This is a genomic window from Streptomyces sp. NPDC058371 (genome assembly GCF_042723265.1).
In the GTDB taxonomy this organism is placed as follows: Bacteria; Actinomycetota; Actinomycetes; order Streptomycetales; family Streptomycetaceae; genus Streptomyces.
This window is the reverse complement of sequence record NZ_JBHXJC010000016.1, coordinates 96,961-120,813: the sequence shown is the minus strand read 5'-3', so window position 1 is coordinate 120,813 and position 23,853 is coordinate 96,961. Positions and strand designations below refer to the sequence as shown.

The following is a 23,853-nucleotide window of genomic DNA, read 5'->3' as shown; positions in this document are numbered from 1 at the left end:
GCCAAGTCGCACTACGCTGCGCTCATGAGCATGCTGACTCCCCCAGGCATGGGCGGCCAGTACCGGATCACGGGGGACAAATACCCGCGGATGCGCCGACCCCGGGGGCGCCGCAGGCTGGTGTTCCTCGTGATCGCGTCCACCGCCGCGCTGGGGTTGATCGGCTGGGGAACCCTGCAGCTCATCGACGTCTTCACGGGCGGCGGCGACAAGGCCACGGCGGCGGGTTCGAAGGCCGCCTGCGCGACCAGGGCGAGCCCGTCGGCCACGACGTCCACCGAGTCCGCGGCGGCCGGATCACTGCCCAAGCCGGACCAGATCACCGTCAACGTCCTGAACGCGACGCCCCGCAGCGGGCTGGCCAAGGAGACCGCGGACGAGCTGAAGAAGCGCGGCTTCCACATCGGCGACGTGGGCAACGCGACGGACACGTACGACAAGAAGGTCGACGGCCCCGGGATACTGCTCGGCGCGAAGGCCGCCTACGCGGCCGCGCTGCCGGTGCTCAACACCCAGCTCTCCGGCGCGGAAGTGAAGACCGACGGCCGGGACAAGACCACCGAGGTCGACCTCATCCTCGGCGCCGGCTTCAAGGAGCTGACGACGAAGGAGGACGCCGAGAAGGCCCTGGCCGTCCTGGCCAAGCCCCAGCCGACGCCCTCCGCCACGAAGAAGACCTGCTGACGCGAGGAGGGCCTACTCGGCCGCTCCGTACATGCGGTCCCCGGCGTCTCCCAGTCCCGGGACGATGTAGCCGTGCTCGTTGAGCCGCTCGTCGACCGACGCCGTGACGACGGTGACCGGCGTGCCCGCGAGGTCGCGCTCCATGATCTCGACGCCCTCCGGGGCGGCGAGCAGGACCACGGCCGTCACATCGTCCGCGCCGCGCTTGATGAGCTCACGGATCGCCGCGACGAGGGTGCCGCCGGTGGCCAGCATCGGGTCGAGGACGTACACCTGGCGCCCGGAGAGGTCGTCCGGCATGCGGGTCGCGTACGTGGACGCCTCGAGCGTCTCCTCGTCGCGCACCATGCCCAGGAAGCCCACCTCGGCGGTCGGCAGCAGTCGCATCATGCCGTCGAGCATGCCGAGCCCGGCCCGCAGGATCGGCACGACCAGCGGGCGCGGGTGGGACAGCTTGACGCCCGTGGTGGACGCGACCGGGGTCACGATGTCGACCTGCTCCGTCCGCACGTCCCGCGTGGCCTCGTAGGCGAGCAGGGTGACCAGCTCGTCGGCGAGCCGCCGGAAGGTCGGGGAGTCGGTGCGGCGGTCGCGCAGCGTGGTGAGCTTATGGGCGACCAGGGGGTGGTCGACGACGTGGAGACGCATGCCCACAACAGTAACCGGGCTTTCCCCGGCGCCCGCTGCCCGCGCCCGTACCGACCGTCGCCCCGCCCCGCCGCGCCCCCGCAAACTCTCCGGCCCCGCGCTCACCCGTGCGCTGGCATCAAACCCCTCATCAGGGGGAAAGTGGGAGGGACGGATCTGGGGTGGTGTACCTATGCCGGAGCGGGACGACGACTCCCTGGTGCAGCGGGAGACCGAGGCCGAGCGCAGGAGGCGCCGCGCGCAGTTCCTGCGCGAGCTGACCGAGGCGCGCGAGTTGCGCGAGCGAGTCCAGCCCCGCCGCGCCAAAGCCGCTCGCCTGCGTCACGCCATGCGCATGCGCACCTTCCGCTGGTAGCCGCGGCCCGTCCGGGAGCGGTCACGTGCGGATACGGCGCCGTGAGCCGCGTACGATCCCGCTGTCAGCGATCAAAAGAGGCAGACACAGCAGGCCGAAGACGTCCCCTGAACGCTCTGTTTCTGCCACGATTCCGAGTGGGTGGGGCTGGCAGCAGCGCTCCCGCCCACAGCCTCCGCCGGGGGGACCCCCAACCGGCACACCTATGACCAGTGGGAGAGTCACGGTGTACTTCGCCGCACTGCTCGCGCGCACCGAAGACGGGTGGGAAGCGAGCGACACAGAGCTCGACGATGTGGAGACCCTGTCGGATCTGACCGACCTGGCCCGCGAGGCCTCGGTCGACGACGACACGGTTCTCGTGTTCATCGAGCAGGAGGACGGGTGGTTCGGTGTCGTCCGCGTGGACGGCGAGGAGGACCCTCGTATCTACGTCTCGGACGCCGCAGCCGCAGCCCGCAGCTCGTACGGCGAGATCCTGCTCACGGACGAACTGCTCGGAAGGGAGCCCGACGACGACGTCCCGGACCTGGACTCCCTCGATCTCGACGGTACGGAGGACGGTGAACCCGACAACGAAGCGGACTCCGACGAGGACGAGGACGAGGACGTCACCTCCGGTGAGGCCGTGCCGCACAGTCCGGTAGGGGACCGCGAGGTCCTGGCCGACCTGGGCGTCAGCGAGAAGGAACTACTCGCCCTCGGTGAAGGCGACGCGCTCAACACGATCGCCGATGCCCTGGGGGCCGCGGAGGTCCTGGAGACCGTCCGCTAGTCCGGTCCGATAGTCGAGTCCGCCGGGTCGGTCCACCGGTTCGGTCCGTCGCCCCGTCCACCAACCCCGCCGGCAGCCCCGTCCGCCGGTCCCGTCCGCTAGGTTCCCCGGGTGAGCAGCACAGACGAGACGTCCCAGCCCGATCCGGGGGACCCGGCGGATCCGGTACGCGACCGCTGGCGGGGCGCGATGCGACTCGCCCTGGACGAGGCCCGGTCGGCCGTCCGGGGCGGGGATGTTCCCGTCGGCGCCGTCGTGCTGTCCCCGGACGGTACGACGGTGCTCGCGGCCGGGCACAACGAACGCGAGGCCACCGGCGATCCGACGGCGCACGCCGAGGTCCTCGCGATCCGCCGGGCCGCCGCCGAGCTCGGCGCCTGGCGGCTGTCGGGCTGCACGCTCGTCGTCACCCTGGAGCCCTGCACGATGTGCGCGGGCGCGCTCGTGCAGTCCCGGGTGGACCGGGTCGTCTACGGCGCGCGCGACGAGAAGGCGGGCGCGGCCGGCTCCCTCTGGGACGTCGTACGCGACCGTCGTCTGAACCACCGGCCCGAGGTGATCGAGGGTGTTCTCGCGGCCGAGAGCGCCCGGCTGCTCACCGATTTCTTCCGCGCCCGCTGACCTCCTGAGGCCCGCGGAAACGGATTTCGGAGCACGGCCCACCGTGGGGTAAAGTCTCCCTCGGTAGCGTGTCCGAGCGGCCGAAGGAGCTCGCCTCGAAAGCGAGTGTGGCGCAAGTCACCGAGGGTTCAAATCCCTCCGCTACCGCTGGAGAAGGGCCCGGTTCTTTGAACCGGGCCCTTCCTGCTGCTCCGGCTCCGACCGCACTCCGGCAACAAGCCCGGACCGTACGACGGCGACAAGCCCGGACGGTACGACGGCAACGCGTCCCGTCCGTACGACGGCAACGCCTCCCGTCCATACGACGGCAACGCCTCCCGTCCATACGACGGCAACCGCGTCCCGTCCATACGACGGCAACCGCGTCCCGGCCCTCCGACGGACGCGAGCCCAGCCCTCCGACGGACGCGAGCCCCGGCTCTACGACTGCATAGAGCCCCGGCGCCGCTCGGCACCGGGGCTCTTCTCGCACCCACAAGGCGTCGGGGGAAGCGGCATACGGGGGGACAGCCGCTTCCCCCGACGAGGTCCGGGCCCTCAAGTCCGCGCCGTCTTCTGGGGGAAGCTGCGACGCGGACCACGCAGTCGGGCCCGTCCCGGCCCGGGGGTTCCTGACGGATCCGCCCGGGCTCACTTCCATCCTGCCGCCCGCGCCGGCCCGATCGGTCCGGCAAAGGGCCTCGATCGCCGGGCCGTTGGTCCCTGATGACGAGGTGAGGAGGCGGCGGATACGTGATCTTTTTCGGGTGCCCGAACACCTGGCCGGGATACACTCACCGCCGGCAACAGGGGGCCCACGCGGGCGCAGCGGACACAGCAGGCACAGGGGAGGCCGCGGTGGCGGTGAATTCGAAGAAGATCGCCGTCTACGTACTCGTGGTCTTCGCGCTCTATGTGATCATCACGGACCCGGCCAAGGCCGCGGACTACGTCCAGATAGGGTTCGAGGGCATTTCGAATGCCGCTCAGGCCGTCGGCGACTTCATGACGTGGATCGCCGACGGAGCCAAGAACTAGAGCCCGGAAGCAGACCCCGGAGCTGGGCGGCCGCCCGTCGTGTACCCCTGGGAGCGCCCGTGATCCGCCATCTGGTCCTCTTCAAGCTCAACGAGGGCGTCCAGCGCGACGACCCGCGCGTCGTCGAGGGGGTCGCGGCCTTCCGCGCGCTCGGCGGACAGATCCCGGAGCTGACGTTCTGGGAGTGCGACTGGAACATCACCGACCGGCCCATCGCGTACGACTTCGCGATCAACTCGGCGGTCGAGGACGCGGATGCGCTGAAGCGGTACCTGGAACACCCGGCTCACCAGGCGGGTGTCGCCCTGTGGCGGGAGTTCGCCACGTGGGTGATCGCCGACTACCCGTTCTGAGCCTCCAGCCACCCTCTTCCGAAGCCCTTCGCCGCAACCGGCGGAGGGCCCTTTTGCGTCAAATGCCCCAACTGACCGTCAACACGGTGTTATGCGGTGCTTGCACACAGTGCACATGTCTTGTGATGCTATGACCGCTTTTGACGGATGAGTTGACGGATACGTCGACGGATCGTTGACGGATGAAGAGGTGGCGTTGACCGTGTCGGCCAGTACTGCGCCACCCCAGGAGGAAGCCCCGGCTCAGACGCAGGCCGAGACCTTGGCCCGGCCCCAGCCGGGGCCCTCCCAGGAACAGCCCTCCACCCCCGTCCAGCCCTCCGCCTCCGTCCAGCCCCCCGTCTCCGCCCAGGCCCAGCCCTCCACGCTCGCGACGCCGACCACCCCCGCGACCCCGTCCACTCCCGCCCAGCCGTCCGCGCCCGCCCCCGAGAAGCGTCGGGGCGCCGACACCCGGGCGCTCACCCAGGTGCTCTTCGGGCAGCTCAAGAACCTGGAGCCGGGCAGCCCCGAGCACGGCCGGGTGCGCGGTGCGCTCATCGAGGCGAACCTTCCGCTCGTGCGGTACGCGGCCGCCCGCTTCCGCAGTCGCAACGAGCCGATGGAGGACGTGGTCCAGGTCGGCACCATCGGCCTGATCAACGCCATCGACCGCTTCGACCCCGACCGGGGCGTGCAGTTCCCGACCTTCGCGATGCCGACCGTCGTCGGCGAGATCAAGCGGTACTTCCGCGACAACGTCCGTACGGTCCACGTCCCGCGCCGGCTCCACGAGCTGTGGGTGCAGGTGAACGGCGCGACCGAGGATCTGACCACCGCCTTCGGACGCTCCCCCACCACCGCCGAGATCGCCGAGCGGCTGCGCATCACCGAGGAGGACGTGCTGTCCTGCATCGAGGCGGGCCGCTCCTATCACGCGACCTCCCTGGAGGCCGCCCAGGAGGGCGACGGGCTGCCGGGCCTGCTCGACCGGCTCGGCTACGAGGACCCCGCGCTCGACGGGGTCGAACACCGCGACCTCGTACGGCATCTGCTCGTACAGCTGCCCGAGCGCGAGCAGCGGATCCTGCTGCTGCGCTACTACAGCAACCTGACGCAGTCGCAGATCAGCGCCGAACTGGGTGTCTCCCAGATGCATGTGTCAAGGCTGCTCGCCCGAAGCTTCGCGCGTCTTCGATCCGCAAACAGGATCGAGGCGTAACCGATGAGAGCTAATCGCTCAGTGGCTACTTTTCCGACAGTTCAGCGCTGAAAAACCGTCAGACCCCCTTTTTCCAGGGCCGATTAGGCTGCTCCATGTCGACATGTCACTACAGCGTGTTGCCGACATGTGACATTCTCTCGGAAGCGCGTTTGCCGCGGCCCCGCCTCCGGTATTCAGGTGGAGGCTGCGTTCCTCCGACGGGAGCGTCCGCCGCGACCGTCCGCGACCCAAAGGGGGTGGCATGTCCGCAGACCAGGGCAGCTCGAAGGTGCTCACGCTCACGAAGAGCGAATCCGCGCCCGACGCGCTTCACAACGTCCCGGCTCTCCCGGACCAGGAAGCCGTCCCGGCCCTCCCGGCCTCGGGAGCCATCGACACACGCACCCTGTCCCGCTCCCTGTTCCTGCGGCTCGCCGCACTGGACGAGAACAGCCCGGAGCGCGGCTACGTACGCGACACCCTCATCGAGCTGAACCTCCCGCTCGTCCGGTACGCGGCCGCCCGCTTCCGCTCCCGCAACGAGCCGATGGAGGACATCGTCCAGGTCGGCACCATCGGCCTGATCAAGGCGATCGACCGCTTCGACTGCGAACGCGGCGTGGAATTCCCGACGTTCGCGATGCCGACGGTCGTCGGCGAGATCAAGCGGTTCTTCCGCGACACCTCGTGGTCCGTCCGCGTCCCGCGCCGCCTCCAGGAACTGCGACTGGCCCTCACCAAGGCCAGCGACGAGCTCTCCCAGAAGCTGGACCGCTCGCCCACCGTCGCCGAACTCGCCGTGGTCCTGGGCGTGTCCGAGGAGGACGTGGTCGACGGCCTGGCGGTCGGCAACGCGTACACGGCGTCCTCGCTCGACTCCCCGGCCCCCGAGGACGACGGCGGTGAGGGCTCCCTCGCGGACCGCCTCGGCTACGAGGACCCGTCCCTGGAGGGCGTCGAGTACCGCGAGTCGCTCAAGCCGCTGCTGGCCAAGCTCCCGCCCCGCGAGCGCCGCATCATCATGCTGCGCTTCTTCGCGAACATGACCCAGTCGCAGATCGGCGAGGAGGTCGGCATCTCGCAGATGCACGTCTCCCGGCTGCTCACCCGAACCCTCGCCCAGCTGCGGGAAGGCCTCATCTCCGACTGAGGGTTCATAATTGACGGATCGTCAGCCACACTGGCGCGATGCGTCGACGGTTGGTACATGGTCGCCGGGGTGCCCTGCTGGGTGCCTCGGCGGCCGTCGTCTGTCTGGGTACCGCGCTGGCCGCGTGCGGAAGCGGTGGCGGCGGGGGCGGCTATGTCGCGGTCGGCGCCGCCGGGGGCACGCCCCGGGCGTCCGGAGCGGTGGTGGCCCCGACCGGAGATGTCTCGCTGGCACCGCTGGACGGGGGCGGCTCCGCCGGCGCGTCCGCCACCAAGAAGGCTTCCAGGAGCGGGAGTTCGGGGTCGCGGGAGCCGACCCCGGGACCCGGCGCAGGCCTGGCGTCAGGCTCGGGGGCGACGTCCGGAGGCGCCGCAGCCGACGGGGGCGGGGACGGCGGAGACGCCACGAGCGGCGGTGCGTCGGCCACCCGGTCGCCCTCCGCCGGGAGCGGCAACTCCGGTGGTACGAGCGGAGGTTCCGGCGGCGGTACGGCGACCGGCGCCCCGGCGCACCCCTCGGCCGGCCCCGCCGCACTGAGCGTGGGCGAGCCCGAGCGGGCCGCCACCGACAAGCGGTGGTGCGAGGAGGTCACCGTCTCGTTCCGCAACACCGGCGGTACGGCGGTGCGTTCGGGCAGGGTGACCTTCGGGACGCACATCATCGGGGCGCTCGGGATCGACTGGGCGACGATCGAGTCCACCGAGGACCTGCCCGCGCCGATCGCCGCCGGCGCCACGAAGGACAGGACCTGGACGGTGTGCGTCGACGCGTGGCGGGTGCCGCTGGGCATGCACATCGAGACGCGGGACGTGTCCGTCCAGTGGAAGTAGCCCGCGCCGCCTGGCCGACGCCCTCTTACGAGAGTGCGAGCCAGGCCACGGCGGCCACGACCGCCAGGGCGACTACGACGCCGATGATCAGGCCGACGCGGGGCCCGGCGGGGGCGGCGGCCTGCTGCTGCCGGCCCTGAGGCGCCTCGTCGACGAACGCTCGGAACATCTGGGTGCTACCCGCGGGGTCGTAGTTGCCCTCGGGGCCCTGGGTGTTTGCCATGGGGCAGGACCCTAGCGAACGCATGACGGTTGCCCAAGTGCGGGGCTCCGCTCCCGCGCCTCCGTCCGCCCCGAACGGCCTCGCCGCCCGGCGTCGGGCAGGCCCATGGACGGCCGCCCCGCTCGCCGAGCGGGCCCCCGGACCCTCCCCGGGCGCCATCGCCCCACCCCACCTGCGGGTTTACGTTTGCCAATGCTTGCCTTTGCCAAGTTTTTAGGGCTCTCATTCGCTTCTTAGTTTGCCTGTGGCAACCAACTGATTTTATGGTTGCCCAAAGCAACGAATACGGGAGGGTGGATGGCCGGGCAGGCGCAGTACGAGGAACTGGCTCGTCAGCTCAGTGCCATCGGTGCCGTGAAGAGGGACATGGGGCGGATCCTGCCGCAGGACTGCCCGGCGGGAGCCGCCGCCGTACTGACGCTCCTCGGACAGCACGGCGACATGCGGATGAGCCGGCTCGCCGAGCTGCTGTCCGTGGACATGTCGGTGACCAGCCGCCATGTGGCGCACGTCGCGGCCCGGGACTGGATCGAACGGTCCCCCGACCCCGCCGACAAGCGCTCCCGCATCCTGCGGCTCACCGCCGCGGGGCAGGACCAGCTGGACGAGCTCTCCCTGCGCACGTCGCGGCTCCTGGCCGACCGGCTGAGCCACTGGTCCGACGACGAGGTCGGCCTGCTCATCGAGCTCATGGCCCGGCTGCGGGAGAGCTTCGGCGACTGCCGTTCCGCACCGCAGCGGCCCGCGCCCCCGCACTCGTACGCGACAGAACTGACCACCCGTACACCCGCATCAAGCACGTAAGAAAAGGAAGCCCATGGCAACGACCACACCAGCCGGTGTGCGGGCTCACGCCAAGCACGGGGGTGGGACCTCCGGCGGCAGCGCTCCGATGACGCACCGGCAGATCATGGAAGCCCTCTCCGGGCTTCTGCTCGGCATGTTCGTCGCGATCCTGTCGTCGACGATCGTCACCAACGCACTCCCCGAGATCATCGGCGACCTGGGCGGCGGCCAGTCCGCCTACACCTGGGTCGTCACCGCCTCGCTGCTGGCCATGACCGCGAGCACGCCCCTGTGGGGCAAGCTCTCCGACCTGTACAGCAAGAAGGCTCTCGTCCAGATAGCCCTGATCATCTACGTTCTGGGCTCTGTGGTCGCGGGTCTCTCGCAGAACTCGGGCATGCTGATCGCCGTCCGGGTCGTCCAGGGCATCGGCGTCGGCGGTCTCTCCGCCCTGGCACAGATCGTCATGGCGGCGATGATCTCCCCGCGGGAGCGCGGCCGTTACTCCGGCTACCTCGGCGCGACCTTCGCCGTCGCGACCGTCGGCGGCCCGCTGCTCGGCGGTGTCATCACCGACACCTCGTGGCTCGGCTGGCGCTGGTGCTTCTACGTCGGTGTGCCGTTCGCGGTGATCGCCCTGATCGTGCTGCAGAAGACCCTGCACCTGCCCGTCGTGAAGCGGGACGTGAAGGTCGACTGGGGCGGCGCGTTCTTCATCTCCGCCGCCGTCTCGCTGCTGCTGGTCTGGGTCACCTTCGCCGGTGACAAGTACGACTGGGTCTCGTGGCAGACGTACGCGATGGTCGGCGGATCCGTCGTCCTCGGTCTGCTCTTCATCCTCGTCGAGTCCAAGGCCCGCGAACCGATCATCCCGCTGCGGCTGTTCCGCAACCGGACCATCACCCTGTCGTCGCTCGCCTCGCTCTTCGTGGGTGTCGCGATGTTCACCGGCACGGTCTTCTTCAGCCAGTACTTCCAGCTGGCCCGCGACAAGTCCCCGACGATGTCGGGCGTGATGACCATCCCGATGATCGCCGGTCTGTTCCTCTCCTCGACGGTCTCCGGCCAGGTCATCACCAAGACCGGCCGCTGGAAGGCATGGCTGCTCGCCGGCGGTGTCCTGGTGAGCGCGGGTCTGGGTCTGCTCGGCACCATCCGCTACGACACCCCGTACTGGCACATCGCGATCTTCATGGCGCTGATGGGCCTCGGCATCGGCATGATGATGCAGAACCTGGTGCTGTGCACGCAGAACCAGGTGGCCCCGGCCGACCTCGGCTCGGCCAGCTCCACGGTGACCTTCTTCCGGTCCCTCGGCGGTGCCGTCGGCGTCTCCGCGCTCGGCGCGGTCATGGCCAACCGGATCACCGACTACGCCAAGGACGGGCTCGTCCACCTCGACCCCAAGTACGCGGCCGCGGCGGCGAGTTCGAGCTCCAGCAGCTCCATCCCCGACATGGACACGCTGCCCGCGCCGCTGCGCACCGTGATGGAGAGCGCGTACGGCCACGGCATCGCGGACGTGTTCCTGATCGCCGCACCGCTGGCGCTGCTCGCCTTCCTGGTGACGATCTTCATCAAGGAGGTCCCGCTGCGGACCTCGGGCGGCCTGGCGCAGGCCGCCGAGGCAAACGCCGAGGCCGCGGCCCCGGCCGCCGCCGCCCCGGCCGCCGCCCCGGTCGCCGCCCCGGTCGCCGAGGAGAAGGTCCCCAGCTGGGCCGTCTCCGAGACGGGTGCCGAGTCCGGCCCCGACGGCACGCAGCCACGTGCGGCCGTCGCCACTGTGGAGAGGGAGACCGCACCGATGTCCGGTGGAATCGCGGTACGCGGCCATGTCCGCGGTGCCGAGAGCGCGCCCGTACCGCGGGCCGCGGTCACGCTGATCTCGCTCGCGGGACGGCAGTTGGGCCGGTCGGTCGCGCAGGCCGACGGCGCCTACGCGGTGGACGCGCCGGGCGCGGGCTCGTACGTCCTGATCGCCTCCGCCGACGGCTTCCAGCCGCAGGCCTCGACAATCGTCGTGAACGGCGAGCCGCTCGCCTACGACATCCTGCTGAGCGGCACGAGCGGGCTGAACGGTGTCGTTCGCGCCGCCGAGACCGGCGCCCCGGTCAAGGACGCCATGGTCATCGTGACCGACGTGCGCGGCGATGTGCTGGCCACCGGAACCACCGGTGCGCAGGGCGAGTTCACCTTCGCCGAGCTGGTCCCCGGCTCCGTGACCGTCGCGGTGAACGCGGCCGGGCACCGGCCGATGGCACTGCCCGTCGAGGTCGGCGGCACCGGCGTCACCCGGGTCGAGGTCGAGCTCAGCTCGGGCGCCCAGGTCCAGGGTGTCGTACGGGCACCGGGCGGCCCGCTCGGCGACGCGCGGGTCACGCTGGTCGACGCGGCCGGCAACGTGGTCGGCACGGCCCGGACCGGGTCGGACGGCGCGTACGCCTTCACCGACCTGGACAGCGGCGAGTACACCGTCATCGCGACGGGCTACCCGCCGGTGGCCACCTCGCTGACGGTCGACGGCCGCGGCGCCGACGGCCACGACATCGAACTCGCCCACCCCGGCGAGTAGTTCGGACCCCGGCCCGTGGGGACGCGCTCCGAGCGGAGGTGCGCCCCCACGGGCCGGCTCTTTTTCCGCCGACACCGCCCCGGCGGAGTCGGCAACCGGCTTGCAAGGAGAAAACGGGATGGGACTGACCGCACGGATCCGTACGCGGGACGGCTGGGCCGTGTCGCACGCGGTCGTCACGGTGACCGACATGACGGGCACGCAGGTGCTGCGGGCCGAGGCCGACAGCGAGGGGGCCGTGCGCGACACGACCGCGCTGGCGCCCGGCGCCTACACCGTGATCGTCACCGCGGTCGGGTACGCGCCCGCGGCGTCCAGCGCGATCGTCACGGCGAGCGGGCGGGCCGAGGTCGGCAACGTGGTCCTCACCCGGCAGGGCGGCACCGAGCTGCCGCCGCCGGGTCCCTGGACCATCGACCCGGTGCACTCCTCCGTGAGCGCGGTCGCCCAGCACCTGGGGATCTCCAGCGTGCACGGCCGGTTCACCGAGTTCGCCGGACGGATCGAGATCGCACCGGACGAGGTGGCCAAGTCCCGGGTGGAGGCGGTGATCTCCGCGGCGTCCATCGACACCGGCAACGGGATGCGCGACGGACACCTCAAGTCGCCGGACTTCCTGGACGTGGCGACGTACCCGGAGATCACCTATCACTCGACGGGCCTGACCCTCGCCGGGTCGGACCGCTGGACGGTGCACGGCGAACTGACCATGCACGGTGTCGTCCGGCCGGTCGATCTGGACCTCGCCTACCTGGGCACCGGCGCCGACCCGTGGGGCGGCACGCGTGCCGCCTTCCGCGCCACCGCCGAACTCCGGCGCGAGGACTTCGCGATGAACTACAACCAGGTGCTCCAGGCGGGCATCTCGGCCATCGGCACGACCCTGCGCGTGGAGCTGGACATCCAGGCGGTGCAGGGGGAGTCGCTGCCGTCCGTCTGACCCGCGGACCGGTCGCCGGGGCCCTGGCCGCCCGTCCGCCCGACCACGCGGACCGGCCGCTAGGGCCTGGGCGTCCTGCCGTCGCGGGCCGCGGTCGCGCCCGTCACCCGGGCCACCAGATCGCCGCACAGGTCCCGGAGCTTGACGTTGGAGTCCTGCGAGGCGCGGCGCAGCCTGTCGAGTGCCGCCCGCGCGTCGCAGCGCTCCTTGGCCATCAGGATGCCGATCGCCTGGTCGATCACGCTGCGCGAGAGGAGCGCGGTGCGGACGTCCCCCGCCGACGCCCGTTCGCGCTCGATCCGCAGCGCCGCGTTGATCGCCTCCGAGGCACGCGCCGCGAACGCCCGGGCGGTGTCGCGCCGGTCGTGGAAGGCGTCCTCGGTCACGGCGTAGAGATTGAGCGCGGCATCCGTCTCCCCGTCGACCGTGAGCGGGACGGCCAGCACCGAACGGATGCCCTGCGAGAGCGCGTACGCGGTGTACGAGGGCCAGCGGGTCTCCTCGGACAGGTCGGGGGCGTGCTGCTCGGACTCCAGCGCCGCCGCCCGGACACAGGGCCCGTCGCCGTTCTCGTACTGCCGCTGGTCGAGTCCGCTGGGCAGACCGTCGGTGCCCGCCAGCGTCAGCAGCCGTCCGTCGCGCCGCACGGTGATGCTGCAGGCCGCCGCCCCCTCCACCGCGAGCACCGCCCGCTCGGTGAGGTCCCGCAGCAGCGTGTCGAGGCCGCCGCTCCCGGCCAGCGCCTGGTGCAGCGGGGCGGCTGCCGTACGGGTGTCGGGGGCGACGGCCCGGGGTGACTCGAGCGGATCCGCTGGAGGTCTCATGGAGATCCGGGTATCCCGCCGACGCCCGCTCACTCGTCGTGCAGGGTGTCCGCTCACTCGTGGCGCATGGTGTCCACGAGCCGGCGGGCCAGGTCGCGCAGTTTGACGTTCTCCCGCTGAGAGGTGCGCACCAGGCTGTCGAAGGCCGCGCCGGCATCGATGCCCAGGCGTTCCATGAGGATGCCCGTCGCCTGCCCGATCAGGTCCCGGGTGCGCATGGCCTCGGTGAGCTGTTCGCGCGCGGTCACCGACTCCAGCGCGATGCTGACGTGCGCGGTGAACAGCCGGCCGACCCGGGTGGCCGACTCGTCGAAGGCCCGCGGCTTGCGCGCGTAAGCGGTGAGCACGGTGAGCCGGCGGCGGTCCGCGCGCAGCCGGAGCGAGAGCACCGAGCGCAGGCCCAGGCCGGAGAAGGAGAGTTCACCGCTGTCGTAGGCCGCGCTGTCGTCGATCCGGGCGACCGGCGCGGTCCACAGCCGGCTCCAGTACAGGTGGTGTTCCCGGCCCGCGTTCAGGGCGTCGGCGGACCGTACGACCTCGTCGGTCCAGGCGAGGGTCTGGCGGTGGGTCTTCTCGATGACGGAGATACCGGCGTGCTCGGCACCGGGCAGGACGTGCACGGCCAGCCGTGCCGCCGCCCGCAGGGCGCCGTTGGCCGTCGACGTCTCGTGCAGCTGCTGAGCGGCCACCGTCAGAGCCTCGGCCAGCTCAAAACCCATGGGGAAATGGGGTACTTCAGGAAAATCGGACGAAGCCACCACGAACCTCTTCGGCATGCATGGCCCCGGACCCCGTCGTCGGCGTGACGACAGACCCATGGCCATGCGCAGGAGAGCTCCGCAGCACATTCCCGACTGCGAGCACAGGACGAACAGCACTTTAGCTGCTCCGATGGGGTGAGGTTGCGGCCCGGCGGACGAGCTTCCGAACTCGGGCGCGCCCGTGATGGAATGGCCGGACAGGTCAGGAAGCGGCCTCATCGGATCCGGACACACGTCTGCCAGGTGAGTTGCCATGACCTTCTCCCCGAACCCACGTGACCTGCCGAACTGCACTCTCCTCACGCTGCCCGCGGAAATCGACATCTCCAACGCCGACCTGCTGTACGCCGAGACGATGGACCTCGTGCACGCTCGGACGGGCCGGCTGCGGGTGCTCGTCCTGGACCTCACCGGGACCCGGTTCATGGACTCCCAGGGCGTCCGCCTCCTCGACCAGGTGCGGCACCGTGTGCACCACCCGCCCCGCACGGAGCTGCGCGTGGCGGTGGACCCGGAGGGCATGGCCGGCCGCGTCCTGAACCTGACCGGACTGCGGCGGGATGTCGCCGTGTACGACGACCTGGCGGAGGCCGTGTCGTCCTAGGGGTGGCGTGGGGATCAGCCCCGGGTCGGCGACGCCCTCTAGGCTTGCGTCATGGCACCCAACATCGCGACGAACACCTCCGTGTCCCTGGACGAGTTGCTGGACTTCGTACGGCCCCGGCACCGCGCCATCCTGCTGACCCGCCGGGCCGACGGCGGGCCGCAGGGCTCACCGCTGACCTGCGGGGTCGACGACTCGGGGCGCATCGTCGTCTCCACGTATCCGGAGCGCGCCAAGACGCGGAACGCCAAGCGGGACGAGCGGGTCAGTCTGCTCGTGCTGAGCGACGAGTGGGACGGGCCCTGGGTCCAGGTCGACGGCACCGCCGAGGTCATCGACTCGCCCGACTCCGTCGAGGCGCTCGTCGAGTACTACCGCAACATCGCGGGTGAGCATCCGGACTGGGACGAGTACCGGGCGGCGATGGTCAAGCAGGGCAAGTCGATCATCCGGGTCACCCCCGAGCGGTGGGGGCCCGTGGCCACGGGGGGCTTTCCGGCACGGGCCGCGTCTGAGGGCTAGTCCGGGGCGGGCCCCGTCTGACGGCTGGGGGGTGCGGGCCGCATCTGGCATCAGCTGCCGCGTTGGACCATCGTCTCGATTCCTGCGATCAGCGTGTCCAGGGCGAAGGTGAAGTCGCGTTCCCGCATTTCCTCGACCGTGTCGCCGCCGCGGGCCTCCATCAGGTCCGCGGCGCTCTCGACGTGGACGGCGAACTGGGGCTGCTCGCTGATCGTGCTCATGGCCTGGCGGAAGTAGTCGTCCTGGCTCATGCCGGCCGAGGCGCACCGCTGGATGAAGTGGCCCTCGATCGTGCCGAAGCCGTACACGAACTGGAAGACCGCCGAGAGCGCGCCCATCTGGCCGTGCGGGGGCAGGCCGGTGTTGCGGATCACCTGCTGCACACAGAGCGAGAGGGCCATGGAGTGCGGTCCGATGTTCAGGAAGCTGCCGCTGAGCGGTGACACCCAGGGGTGGCGGACCAGCAGGGCCCGGTAACCGGTGGCGACGGCGCGCAGCTGGTCGCGCCAGTCCTCGCCGGACTCCGCTTCGGGCAGGGAGAGTTCGCCGAAGACCGCGTCCAGGGCGAGTTCGAGGAGGTCGTCCTTGGTGTCGACGTACCAGTAGACGGACATCGCGGTGACGTTCAGCTCGGCGGCGAGCCGGCGCATGGAGAACTTGGCCAGCCCCTCCGCGTCGAGCAGCCGCACGGTGACCTCGGTGATGCGGTCCCGGTCGAGCCCTGACGGCTGGCCGCCACTGCGCGCCGTACCGCGCCGCGGAGCCTTGCCCTCCAACCAGACGCTGACCCGCGCCGGACCCTGGGCCCGGTCGGCTGCCCTCACCATGGCGCACCTCTCTCGCAACTCGGACTGCGGTACTTGACGTGGTTCGGGTACCTGGCGGTGGGCGGGCCGGAATTCTCCGGTCCGCCCACCTTGATGCTATGCGGGCGTTACGCGGATGCCGTCACCGCGGAGTCTGCCCTCTCGGCCCGCCGTAGCAACTCCGCCGCCAGCAGTCCGCCCAGAAGCACCGCCAGCGCGCCCACGAGCTGACTCGTCTCCAGCCCCGACGAGAACGCGTCGGTGATCCGCTCCCGCTCCCGCGCCGAGTCCGCCGACGCGAGCGCCGCCGGCAACGAGGCCGCCGCCATCGGGATCAGCGCGGCGAAGCGGGAGTTGAGGACGGCGCCCAGCACCGCCACGCCCAGGCCGTTGCCGAACTCGGCGAGCGTGCCGTTGATGCCCGCGCCCACGCCCGCCTTGGCCGGCGGGATCGCGCTCATGATGGCGTGCGCCATGGCGGGGTTGGCGACCGCGCAGCCCGCACCGATCAGCAGCAGCCCGAGGAGGGTGCCGGTGTAGCCCTGCGCGGCGAGCGTCGCGATGGACACCAGGCCGCCCGACATCAGCACCATGCCGAGGGCGATGGAGACCGGCGTCCCGAGTTTCGCCGTCCACCTGGCCGACAGACCGGTGAAGTTCAGCGCGACGACCGAGAGGGCGAGGGGTGCCGTGCGCAGTCCGGCCTCCAGCGGTCCGTATCCCAGGACGAACTGGAGGTGCTGGGTGAGCAGGAAGAGCGCGCCGCCCATGCCGAAGGTGATCAGGACGGCTCCCGCGACGGCTCCGGTGAAGCGGCGGTCACGGAAGAAGTGCAGGTCGAGCATGGGATACGGGATCCGGCTCTCCCAGTACGCGAAGAGGGCCAGCACCAGCACGGCCACCGTCGCCGGGGTGAGCACCCGGACGGACGTCCAGCCGTGCTCGGGACCCGAGATGATCGCGTACACGAGCGAGGCCATGCCGATGGTGGACAGCAGCGCGCCGAGGAGGTCCGGGCGGTCCCCCCGCGGATTCTTCGACTCCGGTACGAGGGCGACGACCGCGGCGAGGCCCAGTGCCGCCACCGGCAGATTGATCAGGAAGATCGCGCCCCACCAGAAGTGGCCCAGCATGAAGCCGCCGATCAGCGGGCCGATCGCGAAGCCGAGCGCGTTGACGGCGCTCCAGATGCCGATGGCCTTCGGCTGCTCCTGGGGCGCGAAGATCTGCATCGCGACGGCGAGGGTGGTGGTGAGCAGCAGTGCGCCGCCGATGCCCATCCCGGCCCGGGCGGCGATCAACTGGCCGGTGGAGTCGGCGAGTCCGGCCGCCAGGGAGCCGACGCCGAACAGTGCGAGGCCGGCGATCAGCATCTTCTTGCGGCCGTAGCGGTCGGCTGCGCTGCCCGCGGTGAGCAGCAGCCCCGACTGCACCAGCGAATACGCGTTGATCATCCACTGGATGTCGGAGGTGGCCGCGTCCAGCTCCCGGGTGAGGGAGGGGATCGCGACGTTCAGAACGGTGTTGTCGAGCAGCACGGTGAGCTGCGCGAGGCAGATGACGCCGAGGATCAGCCAGCGCTGCGGGTGCCCCTGCGGGGTCGCGGCCGTCTCGGCGGCTGTCGGTGCCGGCATACGGAGCCCTTCTACGGTGTACGGGAAGTGGTTGATGTACACCGTAGAACACTTGCCATACGCCGTACAAGGTGAATTCGCGCGCACGGAACGGACAGGAGCGGGCGGCGTCCCGGCGGGTCGGCCGAAGCGAGCGGTGGCCCGGCGGGTCGGCCGAAGCGAGCGGTGGCCCGGCGGGTCGGCCGAAGCGGGTTGGTGCCCCTTGCGGCGAGCGCGCGAGGAGCGGCAACCCCGCGGCGCGGCACGCGAAGAGCGGTGGCCCGGAGCGAGATTGCTCCGGGCCACCGCTCTTCGGTGAGTCCCGCGTCAGCTCGTCGGCTGCGTCAGGTCGTAGAAGGTCGCGGTACCGACCGTCACCTTCTTGTAGTTGGCCTCCACCCACGTGGTGATCTGGCCGGAGGTGCCGGAGGTGCCGCCACCGCCCATACCGCCGCCCGAGATGAAGTAGTGGATCTTTCCGTCCTCCACGTACTGCTTGAACTGGGCGAGCGTCGGCGACGGGTCGGTGCCGTTGAAGCCGCCGATCGCCATCACCGGGTCCCCGGTGGCCAGTTGGTAGCTCGCGGAGTTCTGGGCGCCGATAGCGGCGGCCGCCCAGGTGTAGTCACCCGCGTTCTTCTCCAGCAGCTGCTTGGCTTCGGAGCTGACGGTTGCGCCCTTGAGCAGGCCCGCGGCACCGCCGCCGGCCATCCCGCCTTCGCCGCCCATCCGGCCGCCCATACCGCCCTGCGGCGCACCCTGGGCGTTGCCCTGCGGGTTCTGACCGCCGCCCGGGAACCCGCCGGCCGGCGGCTGACCCGTGCCGCCCTGCCGGTTCTGGCCGCCGCCGGGGAAGCCGCCGCCACCGCGCGCACCGCCACCGCCACCGCCGCCGCCCATACCGCCCATCCGGCTCGCACCGGCGGGACCGGCCGTCACGATGGAACCGGTGTGCCCGGTGGCCACCGTGCTGAGCGTGAACGCGGTCGGACCGGCGATCGCCGCCACAAAGCTCAACCCGGCCGCCGCGATGGCGAGTTGCCGGCCCAGCCTGGCCACGAAGATCAGGCCGAGCGCGCCGGCCAGACCACCGATGAGCACCAGCCACTTGAGCCAGGGCAGGTAGTCGGGAGTGCGGTTGAGGAGCACATAGCCCCAGGCCGCCGTCGCGGCCGCGGTGGCCGCCAGGGCCAGGGCGGCCCAGATCTTCGACCGCTCCGCCCACAGCGCCGTGGCGCCCATGCCGACCAGCGCCGCAATGTAGGGGGCCAGCGCGATCGTGTAGTACTGGTGGAAGATGCCGGCCATGTAGCTGAAGACCAGCACAGTGATCAGCAGCGAGCCGCCCCAGGCGAGGAACGAACTGCGGGTCAGGTCGGTCCGCTTGGCCTTGCGGGTCAGCCAGAGGGCCGCGACCAGCAGGACCAGCGCGGCCGGCAGCAGCCACGAGACCTGGCTGCCGACCTCGTCGTTGAACATGCGGTCCCAGCCGGTGGCACCCCACCGCCCGGTGCCGCCGGCCCCGCCGCCTCCGCCGACGCTGCCGGCCTCGTCGCCGTTGATCCGGCCGAGGCCGTTGTAGCCGAAGGTCAGCTCCAGGAAGGAGTTGTTCTGCGAGCCGCCGATGTACGGGCGGGAGGAGGCGGGCCACAGTTCGACGATGGCCACCCACCAGCCGCCCGCGACGACCATCGCGCCGGTGGCGAGGGCGAGTTGACCGAAGCGCTTCTTCAGCTTCACCGGCGCGCACACCGCGTACAGGATCGCCAGCGGCGGCAGGATCAGGAAGGCCTGCAGGGTCTTCGTCAGGAAGGCGAAGCCGACCGCGACACCCGCCCAGACCAGCCACTTGGTGCGGCCGTCCTCCAGGGCGCGGATCACGCAGTAGACCGTGACGGTCATCAGCAGCGCGAGCAGCGCGTCCGGGTTGTTGAAGCGGAACATCAGCGCGGCGACGGGGGTGAGCGCCAGCACCGCGCCCGCGATCAGACCGGCCGCCGGGCTGAAGCGACGCCGCAGGGCCGCGTAGAGCACGCCGACCGTGGCGACGCCCATCAGCACCTCGGGGACGAGGATCGCCCACGAGTTGACGCCGAAGATCTTCACCGACAGGTCCATCGGCCACAGTGCGGCCGGGGGCTTGTCGACGGTGATCGCGTTGCTCGCGTCGAGCGAGCCGAAGAACATGGCCTTCCAGCTCTGGCTGCCGGCCTGGACCGCCGCCGAGTAGAAGGAGTTGGCGTATCCGGAGGCGCTCAGGTTGTACAGGTAGAGCAGACCGGTGGCGACGAGCAGACCGAGGAGGGCCGGGCGCGCCCAGCGCGGGTCCTCGGGACGGCCGCGCCAGGCACGGTGCAGGAAGGGCTGCTTCGGCTCACCGGAGCGGGGGGCCGCGGTGGGCACGGCCGGTTCCTGGGCCGCCGTCGGGGGCGGTCCCCCGGAGGGGCCTGCGCCCCCCTCGTAGGTCGTGTCGGAGTCAAGGGTCATCGGGTGTTCCTCGGATCGTGATCGTGCGGGCGCACCGGCTGCAGTTGCACGGTCGCGTCGCCCCGGGGGCGGTCCGCGGCATCGACGACGCGGAAGTCTGTGGTCTCGTACGGAACGTGCTGCGCCGTCGGCCGGTGGGACCCCGGCGCGGCGCCGAGCGGGTGCGCCCCGTTGGAGTACGCGGGCGAGTCCGGGCTGTGCGACGCCACGACCTTGGAGGCCGTCTCGTCGGTCCGGTCCGGGAAGACCCAGGCACGGAAGAGCAGGAACCGCAGCACCGTCGCCGCGAGGTTGGCGGCGATGAGCACCGCCAGTTCCGTGGAGTGCGAGGGGTTGGACGTCGCGGCGTTCAGGGCGGCGAGCGAGCCGCTGGTGAGCGCGAGTCCGATGCCGAACACGACCAGGCCCTGTGCCTGATGGCGGACCGCGCGGTCACGGCCGCGGACACCGAAGGTCAGCCGCCGGTTGGCCGAGGTGTTGGCCACCGCCGAGACGAGCAGGGCGAGCGCGTTGGCGATCTGCGGCCCCGACACGATGCGGAAGCCCGAGTAGAGCAGCAGGTAGAACAGCGTGGACAGGACGCCCACCACACAGAAGCCGACCAGCTGGCGGGCGAGCCCACGCGGTACGTCGGTCAGCTCGCGGTCGCGCGGGTCGTCCCCGAAGGGCCGGGCGAGCCGGTCGAGGGGCAGCGAACCGGTGGCGAGGGCCCGGCCCACCCGCCACACGCCCTTGAGGTCGTCCGTCGCGGTCTTCACGATGTGCACCGTCGAGTCCGGGTCGTCTACCCAGTCGACGGGGACCTCGTGGATGCGCAGCCCGGCCCGCTCCGCCACCACCAGCATCTCGGTGTCGAAGAACCAGCCGGTGTCCTCGACCAGCGGCAGCAGCGCCTGGGCGACATCACGCCGGATCGCCTTGAAGCCGCACTGCGCGTCGGAGAAACGGGCCTGCAGCGAACCGCGCAGGATCAGGTTGTAGGTGCGGCTGATGAACTCCCGCTTGGCGCCGCGCACCACCCGCGACGAGCGGGACAGCCGGGAGCCGATCGCCAGATCCGAGTGGCCCGAGATCAGCGGCGCCACCAGCGGCAGCAGTGCGTTGAGGTCGGTGGACAGGTCGACGTCCATGTACGCGAGGATCGGTGCGTCCGAGGCGGACCAGACGGTCCGCAGCGCCCGGCCGCGGCCCTTCTGCTCCAGCCGGAAGGACCGGACCTCCGGGATCTCCGCGTCCAGCCGGGCGGCCACCAGCGGGGTGGTGTCCGTGGAGGCGTTGTCCGCGATCGTGATGCGGAAGGCGTACGGGAAGGTCCGCGCGAGGTGATCGTGCAGGCGCATCACACACGGCTGGAGGTCCTTCTCCTCGTTGTAGACGGGGATCACTACGTCCAGGACAGGCGTACCGGCATTTCCGGCAGGGAGGTGTTCCCGCGCCGGCAGGGTGCCGGGAGAAGGGTCGGTTCGCATGGCAATGACATTCGTCAACTGCCCTGTTACGCCCATGTGGTGGCACTGTGCTGTGCCTGTGAGTACGTTTGCGAATTTGTTTCGACGGCCAGCGCGGGCAGATGCACGGTGAACACCGTCCGGCCGGGGAGGCTGTCGACGGTCACGGCACCCCCGTGGGCGGCCGCAACGGCCTGCACGATGGCAAGGCCCAGACCGGTCGAACCGGAGGCGCGGGACCGCGAGGAGTCGCCGCGGGCGAAGCGTTCGAAGACCCGGGGCAGCAGCTCCTGGGGGATGCCGGGCCCGTCGTCCTGGACGTCCACGCACAGCCACGGCCCGTGCCGGTGCACCCGCGCGGTGACGGTCGTACCAGGTGGGGTGTGCGTCCGTGCGTTTGCGAACAGGTTGACCAGAACCTGCTGGAGGCGGGCGGCGTCCGCCGACACCAGGGCGGGTTCGTCCGGCAGTTCGAGCCGCCAGCTGTGCTCGCGGTCGGCCGCCCGCGCGTCGCTGACGGCGTCGATGACGAGGGGGACGAGGTCGGTGTTCTCGTACTGGAGCGGCCGTCCGGCGTCGAGCCGGGCGAGCAGGAGCAGGTCCTCCACGAGGAGGGTCATGCGGCCGGCTTCGGATTCGATCCGGCCGAGCGCGTGCCGGGTGTCGGGCCCGGTCTCCTCTCTGCCACGTCTGGTCAGCTCGGCGTAACCGCGGATGGAGGCGAGCGGTGTACGCAGCTCGTGACTCGCGTCGGCGACGAACTGCCGTACGCGCATCTCGCTCTGCTGCCGCGCGTGCAGGGCGCCGTGGATGTGGTCGAGCATGCGGTTCAGCGCGGCGCCGACCTGGCCGACCTCCGTGCGCGGATCGGCCTCGGCGTCGGGGACCCGTTCGTAGAGGGTCACTTCGCCGGTGTGCAGCGGGAGTTCGGAGACCCGGGTCGCGGTGGAGGCGACCCGGCGCAGCGGGCGCAGGGCGACACTGACGAGCACGGAGCCCGCGATGCCGGCGGCGACGAGACCCGCGCCGGTGACGCTGACCTCGACGATGATCAGGGTGCTGATGGTGTTCGTGACGGCCTGGGTGGGCAGGCCGACGTAGAAGTCGCCCCGGGCGCCGTGCTGGTACACGACGCGGTACTCACCGAGTCCGGGGATGTCCACGCTGTGCTTCTTGCCGTCCTTCGACACCGAGCCGAGCGCCGCGATCTGTGCCTTGGTGAGGTCCTGAGCGGTCATCTCGGTGGTGTTGGTGGAGGTGGGCTGCTCCTTGGCAAGGCCGGCCTTGGCGATCCCGCCGTTCTCCACGACGGCCCCGATGGTGTTCACCTGGGTCGGGCCCCGGGTGAGGAAGTCGAGAGGCTGGACCCGGTCGGCGGAGCCGCCGAGTTTCCCGACACCCGGAAGGTTGGACGCGTTGCCGTTCCCCGGCTTCACCGGCCCGGCCCCGGACGCCCGCGCGGCGGACTCGGTCAGCTGGCCGTCCAGCTGCGTATACAGGTGCTGCTGCAGCGCTATGGTCGTCACCGTGCCGATCACGGCGCAGACCACGGCGATGAGCGTGACCGCGGAGACGACGAGCCGGGTCCGCAGCGTGCGCGGCTTTCGTCCTCGCCTCTGCTTCCGCGGCCGTCGTCGCCCGGTCATGACGCGGCGGGCTTGATCAGATAGCCGGCCCCACGCCGGGTGTGGATCATCGGCTCACGGCCCGCGTCGATCTTCCGGCGCAGATACGAGATGTAGAGCTCGACGACGTTGGCCTGGCCGCCGAAGTCGTACGACCACACGCGGTCCAGGATCTGCGCCTTGCTCAGCACCCGGCGCGGGTTGCGCATCAGGAAGCGCAGCAGCTCGAACTCGGTGGCGGTGAGGTGGATGCCCTCACCGGCCCGCGACACCTCGTGGCTGTCCTCGTCGAGGGTGAGGTCCCCGACGACGAGCACGGAGTCGCTGCGCCGGTCGGCCGCACCGGAGCGGCGGATCAGTCCGCGCAACCGGGCGACGACCTCTTCGAGGCTGAAGGGCTTGGTGACGTAGTCGTCGCCACCGGCGGTCAGACCCGCGATCCGATCCTCGACGGCGTCCTTGGCCGTGAGGAAGAGGACGGGCACGTCGGGCAGCTCGCGCCGCAGCCGCCCCAGGACGGCGAGACCGTCCATGTCGGGCAGCATCATGTCCAGCACCACGGCGTCGGGCCGGAACTCGCGAGCGGTCTGCACCGCCCCCTGTCCGTCGCCCGCGCTGCGGATCTGCCAGCCTTCGTAGCGAAGTGCCATGGACAGCAGCTCGGTGATCGACAGCTCGTCGTCCACCACCAGCACTCGGACGGGGCTCCCGTCCGGCCTCAGCAGTTCGGTGCGCCCCTGGGGCGAGGTCGTGGTCATAGCGCACAGATTGCTGCGCGACGCTGAGAGCACCCTTTCGGGAACCTGTGATTTCCCTGAGAAATGCACAGGTGCCTCTCAGGGAACAGCTGGGAAGCCGGCAGAACCCCCACGCCACAAGGGTTCCGGGGCTTTTCGGACACCCTGGAGGAGCCTGTGCGCGGGCGGAAACCAAGGAGGGAGCTGTACGTCGGCTGAGCGTCCGGCTTCCCTGCCCTCGGCTGAGCCTCCCGTTCCGTTCTCCGTCCGCGCCTCCCGCTCCCTGACT

24 protein-coding genes and 1 tRNA gene are annotated in these 23,853 nt (G+C 70.9%); 15 read left to right on the top strand and 10 right to left on the bottom strand.

The annotated features are described in order from the left end of the window. The first annotated feature begins 24 nt into the window (after nt 1-24). Nucleotides 25-684, top strand: coding sequence for a LytR C-terminal domain-containing protein (locus ACFWM2_RS34070; RefSeq protein ID WP_383287987.1), 660 nt, complete (start codon nt 25-27; stop codon nt 682-684). A 12-nt stretch (nt 685-696) separates the two neighbouring features. Here ACFWM2_RS34070 and upp read toward each other — a convergent pair whose 3' ends face one another. Then, a complete protein-coding gene (gene upp / locus ACFWM2_RS34065) occupies nt 697-1,332 on the bottom strand; it encodes a uracil phosphoribosyltransferase (RefSeq protein WP_383287986.1) in 636 nt (211 codons plus the stop codon). A 172-nt stretch (nt 1,333-1,504) separates the two neighbouring features. Between upp and ACFWM2_RS34060 the strand changes: the two genes are divergently transcribed. From ACFWM2_RS34060 to ACFWM2_RS34020, 9 genes are all read left to right on the top strand, one after another. Continuing rightward, nucleotides 1,505-1,687 carry a hypothetical protein gene (locus ACFWM2_RS34060; RefSeq protein WP_383288167.1) on the top strand — a complete coding sequence of 61 codons (183 nt, stop codon included), beginning with the start codon at nt 1,505-1,507 and terminating at the stop codon, nt 1,685-1,687. A gap of 226 nt (nt 1,688-1,913) precedes the next feature. After that, nucleotides 1,914-2,462: a hypothetical protein gene (locus tag ACFWM2_RS34055; RefSeq protein WP_383288164.1), complete on the top strand. Its 549-nt coding sequence runs from the start codon at nt 1,914-1,916 to the stop codon at nt 2,460-2,462. Between the two features lie 189 nt (nt 2,463-2,651). Next, the gene (gene tadA / locus ACFWM2_RS34050) at nt 2,652-3,083 is read left to right on the top strand and encodes a tRNA adenosine(34) deaminase TadA (protein ID WP_383288161.1); all 432 of its coding nucleotides are present in this window, start codon (nt 2,652-2,654) and stop codon (nt 3,081-3,083) included. Between the two features lie 62 nt (nt 3,084-3,145). Then, a tRNA-Ser gene (locus tag ACFWM2_RS34045) sits at nt 3,146-3,230 on the top strand. A 690-nt stretch (nt 3,231-3,920) separates the two neighbouring features. After that, entirely contained in the window at nt 3,921-4,100 is a 180-nt protein-coding gene (locus ACFWM2_RS34040) for a hypothetical protein (protein WP_383287984.1), read from the top strand. A gap of 59 nt (nt 4,101-4,159) precedes the next feature. After that, nucleotides 4,160-4,453, top strand: coding sequence for a Dabb family protein (locus tag ACFWM2_RS34035; protein ID WP_383287982.1), 294 nt, complete (start codon nt 4,160-4,162; stop codon nt 4,451-4,453). 202 nt (nt 4,454-4,655) lie between these two features. Then, complete coding sequence (locus tag ACFWM2_RS34030) at nt 4,656-5,654, top strand: SigB/SigF/SigG family RNA polymerase sigma factor (protein WP_383287980.1); 999 nt, start codon at nt 4,656-4,658, stop codon at nt 5,652-5,654. 244 nt (nt 5,655-5,898) lie between these two features. Further along, nucleotides 5,899-6,786, top strand: coding sequence for an RNA polymerase sigma factor SigF (locus ACFWM2_RS34025; RefSeq protein ID WP_383287978.1), 888 nt, complete (start codon nt 5,899-5,901; stop codon nt 6,784-6,786). A gap of 38 nt (nt 6,787-6,824) precedes the next feature. Beyond that, the gene (locus ACFWM2_RS34020; protein WP_383287976.1) at nt 6,825-7,616 is read left to right on the top strand and encodes a hypothetical protein; all 792 of its coding nucleotides are present in this window, start codon (nt 6,825-6,827) and stop codon (nt 7,614-7,616) included. A gap of 25 nt (nt 7,617-7,641) precedes the next feature. On the opposite strand, the gene ACFWM2_RS34015 is transcribed toward ACFWM2_RS34020, so the two are convergent. Beyond that, nucleotides 7,642-7,839, bottom strand: coding sequence for a hypothetical protein (locus ACFWM2_RS34015; protein WP_383287974.1), 198 nt, complete (start codon nt 7,837-7,839; stop codon nt 7,642-7,644). A gap of 297 nt (nt 7,840-8,136) precedes the next feature. Between ACFWM2_RS34015 and ACFWM2_RS34010 the strand changes: the two genes are divergently transcribed. The 3 genes from ACFWM2_RS34010 to ACFWM2_RS34000 all read left to right on the top strand — a co-directional run bounded on the left by ACFWM2_RS34010 (nt 8,137) and on the right by ACFWM2_RS34000 (nt 12,137). Further along, nucleotides 8,137-8,643, top strand: coding sequence for a MarR family winged helix-turn-helix transcriptional regulator (locus ACFWM2_RS34010; protein WP_383287972.1), 507 nt, complete (start codon nt 8,137-8,139; stop codon nt 8,641-8,643). A gap of 13 nt (nt 8,644-8,656) precedes the next feature. Beyond that, complete coding sequence (locus ACFWM2_RS34005) at nt 8,657-11,197, top strand: MFS transporter (protein WP_383287970.1); 2,541 nt, start codon at nt 8,657-8,659, stop codon at nt 11,195-11,197. A gap of 118 nt (nt 11,198-11,315) precedes the next feature. Then, on the top strand, nt 11,316-12,137 hold the full coding sequence (locus ACFWM2_RS34000; RefSeq protein ID WP_383287968.1) for a YceI family protein: 822 nt from the start codon (nt 11,316-11,318) through the stop codon (nt 12,135-12,137). A gap of 59 nt (nt 12,138-12,196) precedes the next feature. Here the strand turns inward: ACFWM2_RS34000 and ACFWM2_RS33995 are convergent, their stop codons facing one another. After that, nucleotides 12,197-12,961, bottom strand: a complete 765-nt coding sequence (locus ACFWM2_RS33995; RefSeq protein WP_383287966.1) for a GAF and ANTAR domain-containing protein — start codon at nt 12,959-12,961, stop codon at nt 12,197-12,199. Between the two features lie 53 nt (nt 12,962-13,014). Continuing rightward, a complete protein-coding gene (locus ACFWM2_RS33990; RefSeq protein ID WP_383287964.1) occupies nt 13,015-13,737 on the bottom strand; it encodes an ANTAR domain-containing protein in 723 nt (240 codons plus the stop codon). A gap of 238 nt (nt 13,738-13,975) precedes the next feature. On the opposite strand from ACFWM2_RS33990, the gene ACFWM2_RS33985 reads away from it, so the two are divergent. Both ACFWM2_RS33985 and ACFWM2_RS33980 read left to right on the top strand, forming a co-directional pair. After that, nucleotides 13,976-14,326, top strand: coding sequence for an STAS domain-containing protein (locus ACFWM2_RS33985; protein WP_383287962.1), 351 nt, complete (start codon nt 13,976-13,978; stop codon nt 14,324-14,326). A gap of 51 nt (nt 14,327-14,377) precedes the next feature. Next, entirely contained in the window at nt 14,378-14,848 is a 471-nt protein-coding gene (locus ACFWM2_RS33980; RefSeq protein ID WP_383287961.1) for a PPOX class F420-dependent oxidoreductase, read from the top strand. A 50-nt stretch (nt 14,849-14,898) separates the two neighbouring features. Here the strand turns inward: ACFWM2_RS33980 and ACFWM2_RS33975 are convergent, their stop codons facing one another. The 6 genes from ACFWM2_RS33975 to ACFWM2_RS33950 form a co-directional block, all read right to left on the bottom strand. Next, nucleotides 14,899-15,675: a TetR/AcrR family transcriptional regulator gene (locus ACFWM2_RS33975; RefSeq protein ID WP_383287959.1), complete on the bottom strand. Its 777-nt coding sequence runs from the start codon at nt 15,673-15,675 to the stop codon at nt 14,899-14,901. 107 nt (nt 15,676-15,782) lie between these two features. After that, nucleotides 15,783-17,288, bottom strand: coding sequence for an MFS transporter (locus ACFWM2_RS33970; RefSeq protein WP_383287957.1), 1,506 nt, complete (start codon nt 17,286-17,288; stop codon nt 15,783-15,785). 306 nt (nt 17,289-17,594) lie between these two features. Further along, entirely contained in the window at nt 17,595-19,754 is a 2,160-nt protein-coding gene (locus ACFWM2_RS33965) for an ArnT family glycosyltransferase (protein ID WP_383287955.1), read from the bottom strand. Further along, nucleotides 19,751-21,223: a glycosyltransferase gene (locus tag ACFWM2_RS33960; RefSeq protein WP_383287953.1), complete on the bottom strand. Its 1,473-nt coding sequence runs from the start codon at nt 21,221-21,223 to the stop codon at nt 19,751-19,753. The genes ACFWM2_RS33965 and ACFWM2_RS33960 overlap by 4 nt, the downstream gene beginning before the upstream one ends. A gap of 26 nt (nt 21,224-21,249) precedes the next feature. Next, complete coding sequence (locus ACFWM2_RS33955; protein WP_383287951.1) at nt 21,250-22,848, bottom strand: sensor histidine kinase; 1,599 nt, start codon at nt 22,846-22,848, stop codon at nt 21,250-21,252. After that, nucleotides 22,845-23,585 carry a response regulator transcription factor gene (locus tag ACFWM2_RS33950; RefSeq protein ID WP_383287949.1) on the bottom strand — a complete coding sequence of 247 codons (741 nt, stop codon included), beginning with the start codon at nt 23,583-23,585 and terminating at the stop codon, nt 22,845-22,847. Before ACFWM2_RS33950 ends, ACFWM2_RS33955 begins: the two co-directional genes overlap by 4 nt. Between the last annotated feature and the right edge of the window lie 268 nt (nt 23,586-23,853).